Source organism: Pseudomonas sp. Cab53, from assembly GCF_018325965.1.
GTDB lineage: Bacteria > Pseudomonadota > Gammaproteobacteria > Pseudomonadales > Pseudomonadaceae > Aquipseudomonas > Aquipseudomonas chlororaphis_E.
Genome location: NZ_AP021902.1, coordinates 1,063,911 through 1,078,370, shown reverse-complemented (window position 1 = coordinate 1,078,370; position 14,460 = coordinate 1,063,911). Strand labels below are relative to the sequence as shown.

At 59.8% G+C, this 14,460-nt stretch carries 15 protein-coding genes; 8 read left to right on the top strand and 7 right to left on the bottom strand.

The window, feature by feature from the left end; all coding sequences use genetic code 11:
- The first annotated feature begins 87 nt into the window (after positions 1-87).
- From KI241_RS04595 to KI241_RS04580, 4 genes are all read left to right on the top strand, one after another.
- Positions 88-990, top strand: a complete 903-nt coding sequence (locus KI241_RS04595) for a chemotaxis protein (protein WP_042728251.1) — start codon at positions 88-90, stop codon at positions 988-990.
- A 105-nt stretch (positions 991-1,095) separates the two neighbouring features.
- Positions 1,096-1,422 (top strand): hypothetical protein, encoded by a 327-nt coding sequence (locus tag KI241_RS04590; protein ID WP_042728250.1) that lies wholly within the window; start codon positions 1,096-1,098, stop codon positions 1,420-1,422.
- An 80-nt stretch (positions 1,423-1,502) separates the two neighbouring features.
- Complete coding sequence (locus KI241_RS04585; RefSeq protein WP_212803425.1) at positions 1,503-2,252, top strand: YkgJ family cysteine cluster protein; 750 nt, start codon at positions 1,503-1,505, stop codon at positions 2,250-2,252.
- A 195-nt stretch (positions 2,253-2,447) separates the two neighbouring features.
- Positions 2,448-3,419 (top strand): D-glycerate dehydrogenase, encoded by a 972-nt coding sequence (locus tag KI241_RS04580; RefSeq protein WP_042728248.1) that lies wholly within the window; start codon positions 2,448-2,450, stop codon positions 3,417-3,419.
- Positions 3,420-3,507: 88 nt separating this feature from the next.
- Here KI241_RS04580 and KI241_RS04575 read toward each other — a convergent pair whose 3' ends face one another.
- Positions 3,508-4,410: a DMT family transporter gene (locus KI241_RS04575; protein WP_047738250.1), complete on the bottom strand. Its 903-nt coding sequence runs from the start codon at positions 4,408-4,410 to the stop codon at positions 3,508-3,510.
- Between the two features lie 139 nt (positions 4,411-4,549).
- Here KI241_RS04575 and KI241_RS04570 point away from each other — a divergent pair, with 139 nt between their 5' ends.
- Complete coding sequence (locus KI241_RS04570; protein WP_212803424.1) at positions 4,550-5,428, top strand: AraC family transcriptional regulator; 879 nt, start codon at positions 4,550-4,552, stop codon at positions 5,426-5,428.
- A 77-nt stretch (positions 5,429-5,505) separates the two neighbouring features.
- Here the strand turns inward: KI241_RS04570 and KI241_RS04565 are convergent, their stop codons facing one another.
- Positions 5,506-5,916, bottom strand: coding sequence for an HPF/RaiA family ribosome-associated protein (locus KI241_RS04565; RefSeq protein ID WP_212803423.1), 411 nt, complete (start codon positions 5,914-5,916; stop codon positions 5,506-5,508).
- A 495-nt stretch (positions 5,917-6,411) separates the two neighbouring features.
- Here KI241_RS04565 and KI241_RS04560 point away from each other — a divergent pair, with 495 nt between their 5' ends.
- Positions 6,412-6,729, top strand: a complete 318-nt coding sequence (locus tag KI241_RS04560; RefSeq protein ID WP_042728244.1) for a DUF3509 domain-containing protein — start codon at positions 6,412-6,414, stop codon at positions 6,727-6,729.
- Here KI241_RS04560 and KI241_RS04555 read toward each other — a convergent pair.
- Complete coding sequence (locus KI241_RS04555; protein WP_042728243.1) at positions 6,726-7,226, bottom strand: phosphate-starvation-inducible PsiE family protein; 501 nt, start codon at positions 7,224-7,226, stop codon at positions 6,726-6,728. The two genes, KI241_RS04560 and KI241_RS04555, sit on opposite strands and share 4 nt — an antisense overlap.
- Positions 7,227-7,676: 450 nt before the next feature.
- Here KI241_RS04555 and KI241_RS04550 point away from each other — a divergent pair, with 450 nt between their 5' ends.
- Positions 7,677-7,943 (top strand): YebG family protein, encoded by a 267-nt coding sequence (locus KI241_RS04550; RefSeq protein WP_123578208.1) that lies wholly within the window; start codon positions 7,677-7,679, stop codon positions 7,941-7,943.
- A 351-nt stretch (positions 7,944-8,294) separates the two neighbouring features.
- Here the strand turns inward: KI241_RS04550 and KI241_RS04545 are convergent, their stop codons facing one another.
- From KI241_RS04545 to KI241_RS04535, 3 genes are all read right to left on the bottom strand, one after another.
- The gene (locus KI241_RS04545) at positions 8,295-9,926 is read right to left on the bottom strand and encodes a methyl-accepting chemotaxis protein (RefSeq protein WP_212803422.1); all 1,632 of its coding nucleotides are present in this window, start codon (positions 9,924-9,926) and stop codon (positions 8,295-8,297) included.
- Positions 9,927-10,087: 161 nt separating this feature from the next.
- Complete coding sequence (locus KI241_RS04540) at positions 10,088-10,990, bottom strand: AraC family transcriptional regulator (RefSeq protein WP_259697617.1); 903 nt, start codon at positions 10,988-10,990, stop codon at positions 10,088-10,090.
- A gap of 612 nt (positions 10,991-11,602) precedes the next feature.
- Positions 11,603-12,622 (bottom strand): Glu/Leu/Phe/Val dehydrogenase dimerization domain-containing protein, encoded by a 1,020-nt coding sequence (locus tag KI241_RS04535; RefSeq protein ID WP_042728238.1) that lies wholly within the window; start codon positions 12,620-12,622, stop codon positions 11,603-11,605.
- A 185-nt stretch (positions 12,623-12,807) separates the two neighbouring features.
- Here KI241_RS04535 and KI241_RS04530 point away from each other — a divergent pair, with 185 nt between their 5' ends.
- Positions 12,808-13,611, top strand: coding sequence for a tetratricopeptide repeat protein (locus KI241_RS04530; protein WP_042728237.1), 804 nt, complete (start codon positions 12,808-12,810; stop codon positions 13,609-13,611).
- Between the two features lie 199 nt (positions 13,612-13,810).
- Here the strand turns inward: KI241_RS04530 and maiA are convergent, their stop codons facing one another.
- Positions 13,811-14,452, bottom strand: a complete 642-nt coding sequence (gene maiA, locus KI241_RS04525; protein WP_047738255.1) for a maleylacetoacetate isomerase — start codon at positions 14,450-14,452, stop codon at positions 13,811-13,813.
- Positions 14,453-14,460 lie beyond the last annotated feature (8 nt).

Below are 14,460 nucleotides of genomic sequence, written 5' to 3'. Positions count from 1 at the left end.
CCTGCCCCCAACGGGTCGATAACCCGTTATCACAAGCTGTTTTGGCGTTCTTCACGCTCGCCCCACCTTTTTCCACAGAAGGTTTTTATGTCTTCCAACAAAGCCCGCGCAGATTCACTTTCGCTTCTGCTGTTTACCTTGCGCAGCGGCAAGCTGATGGCGATCAACCTGCTCAAGGTCAGCGAAATCATTCCCTGCCCGCCGCTGACCAAGCTGCCGGAGTCGCACCCGCACGTCAAAGGCATCGCCACCCTGCGCGGGACCTCGCTGTCGGTGATTGACCTGAGCCGCGCCATCGGCGAGCGCCCCTTGGAAGATCCGGACGGCGGCTGCCTGATCGTCACCGATGTCAGCCGTTCCAAGCAGGGCCTGCATGTGCAGGCCGTGAGCAAGATCGTCCACTGCCTGACCACCGACATCAAACCGCCGCCCTACGGTTCCGGCGGCGTGCGGGCGTTCATCACCGGCGTGACCTCGGTGGATGGCACCCTGGTGCAAGTGCTGGATATCGAGAAGGTCATCCACGGCATCGCGCCGGCACAAATCGAAACCGCGCCCACCGAGCTGAGCATGGAAGACGCCGAGGTGCTGGGCAACGCCCGGATCCTGGTGGTCGATGACAGCCAGGTCGCGCTGCAACAATCGGTGCACACGTTGCGCAACCTGGGCCTGCAATGCCACACCGCCCGCAGCGCCAAGGAAGCCATCGAATGCCTGTTGGACCTGCAAGGCACCGCAGGGCAGATCAACCTGATCGTCTCTGACATCGAGATGTCCGAGATGGACGGCTACGCCCTCACCCGGACCCTGCGCGAAACACCGGACTTCGCCCACCTCTACGTGTTGCTGCACACCTCCCTGGACAGCGCCATGAACGCCGAAAAGGCCCGCCTGGCCGGCGCCAATGGCGTGCTGACCAAGTTCTCCTCGCCGGAACTGACCAAGTGCCTGATCACCGCCGCCAAGGCCGTGGCCGAACAAGGTCACTGAAACCTATCGGCCCGGCTGTGGCGCCTGCGTTCCAACGCGGGGGCCATCGCCGTCCGGCAACCTCAGGCATACTCGTGCCCTGACATCCCGGAACGAGGCCCTTCGATGAAAACCCGCACATTGATTCTCATTGGCTTCACCGCCCTGGCCGCCCAGGCCCATGCCTCCAGCCCGGACGCCTGGGCTGCCTACGATAAAGCCGTGCTGGCCAGCTGCGTCAAGGCCAGTGGCCTGAAGAACGTCGAACCGGTGGGCAGCGCCGCGCAATTCGACGATCGGGTCGGCTACACCGCACTGTTGCTGCAAGGCCAGTACCCACAGAAACACATGAAAGGGGCAACCGGTACCGAGTTGTGCCTCTACCGCAAGAAGACCAAGACCGCCCATGTGACCGAGTGGGACTCGATCCGCCCCGCCTCCGCCGATCGGTGAGTGGCGCATAACTTGCTTCGTCCGGCGCATCACGGCGTTTTTCTGTCGCCGCTTTCCAGCCATTTGCGAACGGGCGTTCAATGAGCACAAGGTTTTCCTGCGTAGGGTGCGGCAAATGCTGCTCCGACCACCACGTCCCCCTGACCCTTTCGGAGGCTCGGATGTGGGCCGAGGACGGCGGCCAGGTCATTGTCCTGGTGGAAGCCTTCCTGTCCAACGGGCTCGGCTTGCCAACGACGCAACGCGAGCATGCCGAGCGGCGCTCGGCGGTGGTCCGCAGCGGCACTGCCGAGGCCCGTGTGGCGATCACGTTCGCCGCCTACAACGCCGGCCCCTGCCGCAATCTTGACGCAGACAATCGGTGCGGCATTTACGAACGCCGCCCCTTGGTGTGCCGCATCTATCCGATGGAAATCAACCCGCACATCCCTCTCAATCCAGCGGCCAAGGACTGCCCGCCACAATCCTGGGAAACCGGCCCGCAACTGATCGTCGGCGGCACGTTGGTCGATGAGGAACTGGCCACGCTGATCGAACGCTCGCGCCAGGCCGATCGCGAAGACATCACGACCAAGGACCGCATCTGCGCCGCCCTGGGTATTCGCACCACCGCGCTGAAAGGCGACGGCTTCACCGCGTACCTGCCAGACATGGCCGCATTCGCCAGCGTGCTCGACCAGGTGCAATTGCAGCCAACGGAGCAGGCAACCGGCGAATGGCTGTTCCATCTGTCCGGGGATGACGTAGCCCACGAAGTCATGGCCTGTGGGGCGCGGGTCGTCACCGAGGCGGCCTCGGATTATGCGTTTATTTCGCTGCGGGCCGCCTAGACCTGCGGGACGGCAACGTCATCCCCTTTGGAAGCGGGCTTGCATTGAACATTGACGCAAGCTGACCCGACGTCTTCGCGAGCAAGCCCGCTCCCACAAGGGAAATTTATGGGCGCTCCATCAAGCCCCCTCTCGCCTAACCCTCGCCGAGAATGTTAGCGTGCTTGGTATTGCCTCCAAGACGAGCCTCGCACGATGAAAAAAACCGTACTTGCCTTCAGCCGTATCACGCCCCAAGTGGTCGAGCGCCTGCAACAGGACTTCGACGTGATCGTGCCCAACCCGTCGAACGGCGACATCAATGCCCAGTTCAACGAAGCCCTGCCCCACGCCCACGGCCTGATCGGGGTCGGGCGCAAATTGGGACGCGAACAATTGCAAAACGCTGCGAACCTGCAAGTGGTGTCCAGCATCTCGGTGGGCTTCGACAACTACGACCTGGCCTACTTCAATGAGCGCGGGATCCTGCTGACCAACACCCCCGACGTGCTCACCGAAAGCACCGCCGACCTGGCCTTCGCCTTGCTGATGAGCAGCGCCCGTCGCGTGGCGGAGCTGGATGCCTGGACCAAGGCCGGGCAGTGGCAAGCCACGGTGGGGCCACAATTGTTTGGCACCGACGTGCACGGCAAGACCCTGGGCATCGTCGGCATGGGCAACATCGGCGCCGCCATCGCCCGCCGTGGCCGGTTCGGGTTCAACATGCCGATTCTCTACAGTGGCAACAGCCGCAAGCCCGAGCTGGAAAGCCAGTTGGGCGCACAATTTCGCGAGCTGGATCAGTTGTTGGCCGAAGCGGACTTCGTGTGCCTGGTCGTGCCATTGAGCGAGAAGACCCGCCACCTGATCGGGCAGCGCGAGCTGGGCCTGATGAAGTCCAGTGCCATCCTGGTCAACATTTCCCGCGGCCCGGTGGTGGATGAGCCGGCGCTGATCGAGGCCTTGCAGAGCAACCGCATCCGCGGCGCCGGCCTGGACGTGTACGAAAAAGAACCGCTGGCTGAATCGCCGTTGTTCCAGTTGAAGAATGCCGTCACCCTGCCCCACATCGGCTCGGCCACCTTCGAGACCCGTGCCGCCATGGCCGACCTGGCAGTGGATAACTTGCGCAGTGCCTTGATGGGCGAGCGACCGCAAAACCTGGTCAACCCACAAGTCTGGAAATAAGCCACCCGGCAGATCGGCTGCCAAGGGACGCAAACCGTGGCGAGGGAGCTTGCTCCCTCGCCACAGGTTTATCTCTGGACGTTATAGGTCAGCGTGCGCCCAAGGCGACATTCGGCGCCACTGGCCGAGGCTTGCGAAACACCAGCACGTTCCCCAGCATCACCAATACCAGCCCAACCAATGCCGGCGCCGTCCACTGGTAGCCTTCGGCAACTGCCGAGACATTCAACGCCACCACCGGGAACAGCACCGTGCAATACGCCGCCCGCTCCGGCCCCATGCGTCCGACCAAAGTCAGGTAGGCAGTAAAGCCGATCACCGAGCCCGGAATCACCAGATACAACAGCGAACCGATGTAGCGCGAGTTCCACTCCATGTCGAAGGCAATGCCCTTGAAGGCACACCAGGCCGCCAGCATCATCGCGCCATAGGCCATGCCCCAGGCGTTGGTGGTCAAGGGCTTGAGACCGGCCTTCTGTTGCAGGCTCGAGAGCATGTTGCCCGCCGAGAAACACAAGGTGCCCAGCAGCGCCAATGCCAACCCGAGCAGCGTTTGCGGGCTGGCGTGGTGGCCGGCCAACTCCGGCCAGAACAGCAACGCCAACCCCGACAACCCCAGCGCGCCCCCCAACAGCACGTTTCGGGCAATCCGCTGACCGAAGAACACCCGGGCATTGAGGGCGTTCCAGAGCGTGGCGGTGGAAAACACCACGGCGACCAAGCCACTGGGGATCCACTGGCTGGCGGTGAGAAAGCACATGAAGTTGATGCAAAACAGGCACAGGCCCTGGGCCACGCAAATCAGGTGACCGCGCCGGTTCATCACTTGCAGCCGCCGGCTGAGCAGCAGCAGCGCGAACAGGATCAACGCGGCGAGACCGAAGCGGTAGACAATCGACACCGGGATGGCAACGACGCCCAGTTGCAGTTTCAGCGCGATCCAGGTCGTGCCCCAGATGAGCACGGTGAGCAGGTACAACGAGAGGTTCATGGCGACAACTCCTGGCAATGACCTCCAGTATCACGACGCCATCCAACCGGCACTTGCATAAACTTGCGGTTTTGTCGGCGACCAGGCTGGCAGGCGCCAGCCGACAGAGTAGGATGCAAGGCGTTGGAGAGAACCGATCATGCCCACACTGCAAACCCTGCAAGTTTTCCAAGCCCTCGCCAGTTCGCCCAATGCTCGCCTGGAGCACAGTGCCGAGCTTGGCGACGGCATGGCAGCCGCCCTGTGGAGCAATCATCATGACGCCCGGGACTATGAGGCTCCGACCCACCACACGCTGTCGTGCTACATCGCGGGTGGCACCGGCACGTTTCGCCGCGAGCGGCCTGCCACCACCGGCGGCCCCGGCAAACTCTGCATCCTGCCGGCCGGGCATGAGTCAGCCTGGGTCATCAACGGCGATATTCGCCTTGCCCACTTGTACTTCAGCCCGGAACAATTCGCCCTCGGGTGCGTCACGCTGCTGGACCGCGAGCCCCGCCAGGTGCAACTGCACGAGGCGACATTTCTCGACGACCCGCAGCAGGCCAGGCGTTTTCGCCAGTTGATCGCCTTGAACTGGGACGAGCCCGGCGAACGGCTGCTGACGTCCAGCCTGGCCCACGACCTGCTCGACCACCTGCTGCTCAGCCAGGTCGGCCAGCGCCAAGGGCTGCGCCTCAAGGGTGGCCTGGCCGCGCACCAGCGGCGCTTGCTGGTGGAGTACATCGACAGCCACCTGGCCGACGCCATCAGCCTCGGTCATCTGGCGGCGCTGTGTGCACTGTCGCACTACCACTTCGCGCGGATGTTTCGCGAAAGCTTCGAGCTCCCCCCTCACCAATACCTGCTGGCAAGGCGCCTGGCACGGGCACGGCAGCTGTTGCGCAGTACCTCGCAACCGCTGGGCGACGTGGCATTGGCCTGTGGATTTGCCAGCGCCAGCCACTTCACCAACCGTTTCCGCCAGGCGCTGGGCGCAACGCCGGGAGAGTATCGGCAGGCGTTCCTGGCCAGGTAATAGTGACGCTGAAATGAAAAGGGCCTGCAATGCAGGCCCTTTTTTCCGTTTCCGATGGGTTTGAATTGAACCGGGTATCAGCCGTGAAGCGCAGCCCGTTCGTTCTCCAGGAATTCTTCTTCCAGCAGCGCATCGGCCAATGCGACCGATTCGCTCGGCGCCGCACTGGCTGCGCGCTTGCCGCGCAATTTGCCGAACAGGTGCTCCAGGGCGTGCTCAAGCTTGGTCGCCGCACCTTCGATCGCCAGCTCCAGCGAATCGGCCTTGTGCGTCACGGAAACCGGCTGATGGCCTTTTGGCCGTGCCTCAAGCTGGCAACGCAGGTCATGGGGACCCGGCTTGTCGCCGTTCTCGTCCCGCAAATGAACTTCAACCCGTGTCAGATCTTCTTCATAACGTTCGAGCGTGCTTTCGATGGTAGTACGTACCCACTCCTCCAGTCGGATGCTGCTTTGAATATGGTTATCGCTGTTGACTTGGATTTGCATAGTTCATCCCTTATTTCAGCTAGCTCGCCGGGGGCCATCGACGTGGGTGCAACGGCCCCTTGAGTACAGAGTCGGGCTGGCGGAGGAACAATTCAACCCCTGAAAAAAGAAAAATATCCATTTGCAAATAAAGCCGGACAACGGGCAAAAGCGCTGTTAATGTCGGGAGTTTCCTCGCTACACCATTCTTCAGAAAACCATCCTCGCTGCACCGTCGACGCACATGGCGCCCTGAAACGGGCAAGCGTTGCCGCCTCATTTCCATCCATTGCAGCCCGATGCCCCGCGAACATTGTCCGACGATTTTTCCGGCATGCCCCTTGCTACCCCATGAGAGAGCCGCCACCGGTCTAGCCCCTTTTCGGGTTGTCAGCCGTGCGGCCCCTGGAAACACCCGATGAACACGATCATGGAATGGCCGATGGTCCGGTGTTGCGAACTAATCCCGATCAAGGCCGGTCAACAACTGCACGTTCAATCAGGCGGTGACGCATCATGGACAACCCTTTTCAGATCATTACCGACGCTTTTGCGCCGCACTATCAAATCAACCTGAGCATCCAGGGCCTGGACGGCAGCATCATGCTGACCCTGTCCAAAAGCGGGCGGATCGTCGCCAAGCGCATGATCAGCGCCCAGCAGCGCAACGACCCGGAACGCCTGCGGCGCCTGGTGCAGAGCATTCAGTTCGGCATTGCCATCGAACAGGGCCACAGCGCCGTGGCCATCCTCGAAGCCATGACCGGCGGGGACAACATCAAGCTGCCCCCACCGCACGCGCAAGGCGCGACATCTTCTGCGGCCGGTCTCTAGATCTCGCCTTTTTCCACCTCGGCATGCTCACTGGAACCCGCACCCACCTTGCGGTGCGGGTTTTCGATCTTCACCGAAGGAAACTGCGACGAGGCGTAGCGCACCACCAGGATCGCGAACGCCAGCAGCAGGATGCCGCCGCACAGGTAGATGATGCCCAGGTCCGGCGGGCTGTGGTGGGACACGTTGGAGATCAACAGACGCGTCAGCGCTGTGATGGCCACGTAGATCAGGAAGCGCACCGGCATGTGGTTGGTCTTGAAATAAATCCCGACCATCGCCCCCAACTCCAGGTAGATGAACAACAGCAGGATGTCATCGATCTTGATGTGCCCCGCCTCGATCATCTGCAGGAACTCCATCACCGCCGCCCACGCGGTCACCGCACCGATGGCGAACAACGCCAGGTAGTGGAAGGTCTCGACGAACAGGTTTCCCAACGATTCGGCCAGTTGATGCACGTTCTGGCGCAGGTTCTCGGCCCAGTTGATTTTCACGATGTAGGTTCCTTAGGTCGACTCGACCGGATGATGCGGGTTGGACGTGACGGTTTCTGCATGCAGAAAGAAGGCCAGCGGCTGGGGATGAGATGGCGATAAGCTGGCATCCGGCACGTCTGACGCGCAAATCAGCTTTGATGGCCTTGGACGACAAACACCGAAATCGGTCTACATTAAAAAGCCACTACCCAAAGTGAAGGGATTCGCTTATTCTTCGACCTGTACATAAATACAGTAGTCGCGCACTTCAAATCGTACAGATGGACCGAAGATGCGACTCGGTTTGACCGAAACTTTCGCAAGGCTGTGCCTGGGTTTCTTCTCCAGCATCGCCCAGCTGGCCCTGAGAACGATCAGGGAATGAATCTCGTATCACTGACTGACCCGCATGCAGCGCTGAGCGCATGTTCACTCAATTCGCACCGCACACTATGACGAGGCCAAAAAATGGCTGTTGAAACCCTTTACCGCAGTACCCGCGATTTGGAGACTACGTTCGTGGACCGAAAACTCGCCGATGCACACGACCAGATGCTTGAGCTGGCAGAGCTCCTCACGGAGGTGCTGATGAAAAACGTTGCCGGTCTCTCAGAGAAGCACGCCGAAGATGCAAGCATCTACATGGCGAAAAATCGCGCTATCTTTGCAGCGGCCTTCAAAAATAATGCAACGGCGCTGACTGAGCTCTCTGCCCCAACAGGTTCTGAAGGCTAGGTTCGGCCAGCATAGGGCAGATCATCCTGTGTGCTCCTGCTCGAAAAGCGAGCAGGAGCGCGATGCGACTCTCGCAGAGCTACTCCACAACGTATAGCCTGGGCCGCTGATGCCCTGAACGAACCTGTAAACTCACCAAGGTTCGCATTTGCTCACTGAGACGTTCCGTAGAGAGAAGAAGGCTTCTCAAGGCGTCGAGCAAGATTTTTTGCCCCTGGACATCCAGCTTGTTTCTACTGCTGGCAATTTCTTCGAGCAGATCCATAAGGTCGTTGCACAGTTCATTGACTGGATCCATCTCTGCCTCCAGGCACACTCTTAACAACTGACTTCACGTCCATTTTCACGTGCTTATCCAAAATTAAAGCCATCAAGCCGCTCCTTGAGCTTCGTCGCAATGTGCGCGAGCTCTTCACTCGCGGCCATCGTCTGATCGGAACGCACTGCCGACAGATTTGAAAGATCACGAATACGAATGATGCTGCGGTCCACGTCCTTGGCCACCAGCGCCTGCTCCTCACAAGCGGTTGCGATCATGGTATTACGCTCATCGATGCTGCTGACGGTGGTGGTAATGCCTTGCAGCGCCTTGTTCGCTGAAGCCGCTTGTTCGCGAGTCTGTGCGGCCTGTACAGCGCTGTCGTTCAGGGCGCTTACCGTTTCCTGAGTGCCGTTTTGGATATGACTGATCATACGTTCAATATCCATGGTCGAAGTGCTCGTACGGTGCGCCAGGGAACGAACCTCATCGGCAACCACGGCAAATCCCCGACCGGCCTCGCCCGCCCGCGCTGCCTCGATCGCCGCATTGAGCGCCAGCAAATTAGTCTGTTCGGCAACCGATCGGATCACTTCAAGTACCTTGCTGATCTCTACGGTATTGGACGCCAAAATATCTGCACGCTGTGAGGCATCGTTAACGCTGCCGTCCAAGCGCGCGATCGCGTTGAGCGTCGAATCAAGCTCCCGTTGACCATCGCGAGCCAAGTGCAAGGAAGCGCGCGACTCATCGGAAGTACTAATGGCATTGTGCGCGACTTCATCAACGGCCTGACTCATTTCAGTAATTGCAGTGGCGGCTTGTTCCAGCTCGCTGTTTTGCGCCTGGAGGTCGTTGTTGCTGCTACCGACCAAGACGCTTAACTCTTCTGCCGCGTTGGAAAGCTGGCCTGCCGCTTGATAAACGTCGATCAAGGTATCGCTCAAGTTTTTCCGCATGATCATAACGGCCCGCAGCAACAGCGCCGCTTCATCGTTCCCACTGGCGTCCTGCGCCGGTTCACGCAGATCGCCTCGGGCAATGGCGTTGGCACATTCCAACGCCTGTGCAATGGGCCTGGAAATGCTAACGGTCAGCCTATGCGCAAGAAATATTGCCCCTAGCGCCACCAACATAATCGCGGTCAGTGTCACTCGTATTGACGTCTCATAGGCGTTTTGTCCGGCTGCGCTAGCCGATTGTTGTGCTTGATCATTAAGCTTCTCCAGCTCACCTAGCACCTTGACCATGTTTTGAGCGATGCTGGACATCTCCCCTTCGACCAAAGCAGTGGCTTCGCCCGTCGAGCCACGCTTGATGAGATCGTGGACATGGAGCGCCGAAGTACGATAACTCTCGAAGAGCTTGCCTATTGTGGTGAACAGGCCTCGCTCCTGATCCGTACTGATGATGGGAAGATAAGCCGCCTGAGCCGCTTCAAATTCGCGGATATCAGCAACAAGCAAATTGTAGTTATTGGCAAGTTTCAAATCATCGGTGGACACCAGCAGACGAAATACACTGAATCGAGTCTTGCTAAAGGCCAAGATTATATCGTCTCCCAAGGCAATCCCTGGGAGAGCGTCCTGCTCAACCACCAGGCTCGCCTGCCTTATTTCCCTAGCCTTATACGTAGCAAAGGCGCTTACGCCTATTAAAGCGGCAATCACCAAAACGAAACAAAATCGGATCCGTGCCGCAAACTTCAGGCGTCTTAGCTGCATTGACTTACTCGTCCTATCGAAGAAATATCGACTTCGAATTCTCTCCTTAATCCCGGAAAATTAAGATAGCGTTGCACGCTCGGGGTAACTGAAACCCGCCTGAGGATAAGCGTTAAAAACAGATCACTTTGAACCGTGCCGAGACACCTACTCGCAAACGCCTACATCTTCTCGCGGGAACGACAAGCGCCTGGCGCCATACCAAACCATCTTTCGCAAGCCTTATTCAAAGCGCTGGAATGCCTGAACCCCAAACTGTAAGACACCTGCTTGAGCGTGAGCCTTGTGTTAACCAGCAAGTGATAGCAATGCTGCTTCTTAACCTGATCAACCAATGACTGAAAGCTTTTATTCTCTTTTTCCAAGGCTCTGATCAACTGATGGGTCGACATGCCCAAAGTGATTACAATATCGCCCATGGCCAGGGATCTGGCTTGAACCAGGTGCTGCAGGATCACTTTCTTCGTCGCTGCTGCAATATTTTCCGAGCGCATCTCATCCAGGCGGCGTTTAAGGTATTGATCATGAATTTGTTGCAGCGATGCGTCGGACGTTGCGATAGCGATATCCATGTCCGACTTTTGAAACACCATGGCATTGGCGGCACAGGAAAATCTCAGATCATGACCAAAGATCTGCTCCAACTGGCGAGTGTCTCGCGGTCTTTCATAGGCAAACTCTGCCCTTACAGGAGTAATACAAACAGTCGGTACAAGCCAGCGCAAGAGGCCCAGGGTAATAGCCGCCACGGCATCGATAAACGCCCTGGGCAGCACTTCACCTTGTGCATTACCCGACAAGCCCGCAATCCTGACCGTGGTTTCATCACCCTCAAAAAACATACAAAAACCCGTGCCGATGATGGAGTGATGATCAACCATTCGAGCCATCGCTTCGCCGAGGGTCGAGCTAGACATCACCGCATACCCTAAAACACCTAAGTGACCAGGGTGGGCACTTTTATAAGCCAGCAGACCTAAATCCTCATTGCCACTGTGGCGTATGGCGAGTTCGAATAATTGAGACAACTCACTCATGGGAACTTGTTCAACCCCATGAGACAAGACGTAGTTTTCAAGCCTGAGTAAAGTTCTTTTGTCGAAATTTGATATCGAGTTGATGAGCGCTCTGGCGAACGCTAGAGAAACACTCTGCAAACCTACCTCACACCCTGATGATCAAACTTTCAAATCTTTCACCCTGAGAGGTTTTCTGATCAATTGATCAGAAAACTACCGACAGGCAAGTGCCAGTCTATAACGCCACAGCCAAGCCTGGCTACCCGGCCCCGTTTCAGCACGCCACACTCCCCACAAAAAAAAGCCAACTGCTCAGAGAGTCAATATTCAACAAACCGCAACTAACCACCCGCAATAACCGCCTCATCTTCATCCTGAACTACTTAACTCAAAGTGCCTCCTCGGTGTTTGATTAAATGCGTCAGTGCGAATCACAGAGCCCTCAAGACCTGAGCCACCCACGCCACCTACATTCAAAATACGGGGCTGGCCCGGCTGGTCCTAGGCTCTGTTTGAAAAGTCTTGAGACGAAGGTCAGGCAAGGCGAAAACCGGCGAGGAACGGCCGGGGTCGCGCTCGACTTTACTGGAGTAAATGAGCATTCCGAGCCGGTTTTCAACGCAGCATGAACGAGTATCAAGGCTTTTCAGACAGAGCCTAGCGGTACAACAAGCGCTCTGCCAGTTCATCGGCCACCCGGGCCGGTGAGCGTTTCTCCGCCTGGGCATGGGCGAAGATTTCGGTCAGGCGCGCGCCGATCTTCGACAGGTGTGCGGTGATGCTCGGCAGTTCTTCGCCGCGGTGCTTGAGGGCGACGTAGATCAGGCCGCCGGAGTTGATCACGTAGTCGGGCGCATAGAGAATCCCGCGCCGCTCCAGTTGATCGGCCACTTGCAGGTTGCTCAATTGGTTATGGGCCGAACCGGCCACGGCCGAGCAACGCAGTTGCGCCACGCTGTGGCTGTTGAGCACGCCGCCCAGGCCACAGGGGGCGAGGATGTCGCAAGGGGTGCTGAGCAGTGCGTCATTGGCGATGGGGTGCGCGCCCAGTTGCTCCATCGCCAGCTGTACCTTGCCGGGGTCGATGTCGCTGACCAGCAGTTCGGCGCCAGCGGCGTGCAGTTGTTCGGCCAGGGCATAACCGACATTGCCCAGGCCCTGGATCGCCACGCGCAGGCTTTCCAGGTTATCGCTGCCCAGGCGAGCCATGGCGGTGGCCCGGATGCCGGCGAACACGCCCATCGCCGCATGGGGCGCGGGGTCTCCCGAGGCCGTGGTGCTGGTGACGTGGCGGGTCTGCTGGGCAATGCAATCCATGTCGGCCACCGACGTGCCGCTGTCGATGGCGGTGATGTAGCGTCCGTCCAACTGTTCAATGCACCGGCCAAAGGCTTCGAACAACGCGGCCCGGCTTTCGACATGGGCCGGACGCATGATCACCGCCACCCCGCCTCCCACGGGCAAGCCGGCCAGGGCAGCCTTGTAGCTCATGCCCTGGGCCAGGCGCACGGCGTCCGCCACGGCACTTTCGTCGTCGGGGTAGGCAAGATAACGACAGCCACCCAGGGCGGGCCCGGGACGGCTGCAATGAATGGCAATCACCGCCTTCAACCCGGTCATCGGGTCTACGCTTAAGTGCAGCGATTCAAGGCGGGAGCTTTGCATGAGAGCGAACATCGACAGGCTCCCGAATCACTTTGTTCGTTTCGCCAGTATAGGCGCGCGCTCGAAATTTGCTGAAACACACCGGCATAAGGCCGGTGGGCCGCCAGCCTTTTCGGTATAACCGCCGACTGCGCCGGCCCGGGACTGGACGAAAATCCATGGCAGAGCTACAACGGGGACATAGCCCGGAGAGTGTGATGAAACCGCGCCAAGCCTTTTTTGCCTGCCTGCACCGCTCGCCCCCGGCGCTGTTCGAAGCTGCGCTGTGGATCGCCGCCGAACATGATCGCGACGTCGACGTGCCGGCCCTGCTGCGCGACTTCAGGGATCTGCAACAACGGGTCAGCCATGACCTGCCGATGCTGCCGGTGAGCGAGTTGGCCCAACCTTTGTTACGTCAGCTCAACGACCTGGGGTTCGCCCAGGACGACGCCACACCGCTGCGCCCGCGGGCGGCATTGCTCGACAAGGTCCTGGTGGGCAAGCGCGGGCAGCCGCTGGCCCTCGGCCTGATTGCCCTGGAACTGGCGCGCGGCCTGGAGATCCCGATGGTCGGCGTCAATTTCCCTGGCCACTTCCTGCTGAAGGTGCCTGGGGCCGACCATTTGCTCGATCCGTGCGGCGGACGCCGGTTGTACCCCCATGACTGCCGGGACCTGCTGCACCGTCAATATGGCGCGAACATGCCGCTCAAGGCTGAACACCTGGTCAACGCCGAGCCGCTGCAGATGCTCCAGCGACTGTCACGCAACCTGCGCCAGTTGCACCTGGCGAACGACGACTACATTGCCGCGCTGATCGACGCCGAACGGGTGCTGGAACTGGGTAACGCCAGCGCCGCCGACTACCTGGCCCGCGCCAGCCTGTACCAGCGACTCGATTGCCCCAACGCCGAGCGATTCGACCTGGAGCATGCGCTGATGCTCAGCGAAGACCCGATCCAGCGGCTCCGGCTGACGGAGCGGCTGGGGCACCTGCCACCGAACTCGATTGTGCATTGAGACAGGATGAAGCGGGCCCCTGTTGACCGACCTGACGCCTTCGCGAGCAAGCTCGCTCCCACAAGGCGCTGTGTGCTGCCGGCAGAGAGAGGGCGGCTGTCGGGCCGCCTTCGCGAGCAAGCTCGCTCCCACAGTGGGGCCGCTACCTATTCCCTGTGGGAGCGGGCTTGCCCGCGAAGGCGTCAGGTCGGTCACGGCCCTATCCGGCAGGCGTATCGGGCTGATTTGCAGGATGCGCCCGCTGGAACGCCGCATGCCCGGCCGCCAGCCCCGCCACTCGACAGATCCGCGGGTACGCCTGCAACGAGACATTGAACCGCTCAGCCGCGTACAACTGCGGAATCAAGTAGACATCCGCCAGTCCCGGCGTCGCGCCGAAGCAAAAACCCTCATCGCCGATCAACCGCTCCACCGCCGCCAACCCCTGGCTGATCCAGTGTCCGATCCACTCCGTCACCTGCCCCTCGTCATGCCCCCATTGGCGCAGTTTGTTGAGCACGCTGACGTTGTGCAGCGGGTGAATATCGCAACCGATCAAGGCCGCGACGCCCCGCTCGTGGGCTCGAATGGCCAAGTCCGCGTTGAGCAACGGCACCTGCGGATACCGTTCTTCCAGGTACTCGATGATCGCGGGAGATTGCACCAGCACATCCCCCTCATCGGTCCTCAACGCGGGCACTCGCCCCTGGGGATTGATCGCCAGGTAGGCCGGCTGGCGATGCTCGCCTCCCGGCGGGGCGATCAGGTTGATGGGCAGGGCCTGATAGTCCAGGCCCTTGAGCGCCAGGGCGATGCGCACCCGGTACGACGAAGTGGAGCGGTAGTAGGTATAGAGTTCCATGCTCGCCC

Excerpts from the sequence above, each read along its gene's own strand:
- KI241_RS04530 (WP_042728237.1), top strand. The coding sequence starts at position 12,808 with ATGAAACCGCGCCAAGCCTTTTTTGCCTGCCTGCACCGCTCGCCCCCG.
- KI241_RS04585 (WP_212803425.1), top strand. The coding sequence starts at position 1,503 with ATGAGCACAAGGTTTTCCTGCGTAGGGTGCGGCAAATGCTGCTCCGAC.
- KI241_RS04595 (WP_042728251.1), top strand. The coding sequence starts at position 88 with ATGTCTTCCAACAAAGCCCGCGCAGATTCACTTTCGCTTCTGCTGTTT.
- KI241_RS04580 (WP_042728248.1), top strand. The coding sequence starts at position 2,448 with ATGAAAAAAACCGTACTTGCCTTCAGCCGTATCACGCCCCAAGTGGTC.
- KI241_RS04565 (WP_212803423.1), bottom strand. The coding sequence starts at position 5,916 with ATGCAAATCCAAGTCAACAGCGATAACCATATTCAAAGCAGCATCCGA.
- KI241_RS04570 (WP_212803424.1), top strand. The coding sequence starts at position 4,550 with ATGCCCACACTGCAAACCCTGCAAGTTTTCCAAGCCCTCGCCAGTTCG.
- KI241_RS04535 (WP_042728238.1), bottom strand. The coding sequence starts at position 12,622 with ATGTTCGCTCTCATGCAAAGCTCCCGCCTTGAATCGCTGCACTTAAGC.
- KI241_RS04590 (WP_042728250.1), top strand. The coding sequence starts at position 1,096 with ATGAAAACCCGCACATTGATTCTCATTGGCTTCACCGCCCTGGCCGCC.
- KI241_RS04575 (WP_047738250.1), bottom strand. The coding sequence starts at position 4,410 with ATGAACCTCTCGTTGTACCTGCTCACCGTGCTCATCTGGGGCACGACC.
- maiA (WP_047738255.1), bottom strand. The coding sequence starts at position 14,452 with ATGGAACTCTATACCTACTACCGCTCCACTTCGTCGTACCGGGTGCGC.
- KI241_RS04545 (WP_212803422.1), bottom strand. The coding sequence starts at position 9,926 with ATGCAGCTAAGACGCCTGAAGTTTGCGGCACGGATCCGATTTTGTTTC.
- KI241_RS04560 (WP_042728244.1), top strand. The coding sequence starts at position 6,412 with ATGGACAACCCTTTTCAGATCATTACCGACGCTTTTGCGCCGCACTAT.
- KI241_RS04550 (WP_123578208.1), top strand. The coding sequence starts at position 7,677 with ATGGCTGTTGAAACCCTTTACCGCAGTACCCGCGATTTGGAGACTACG.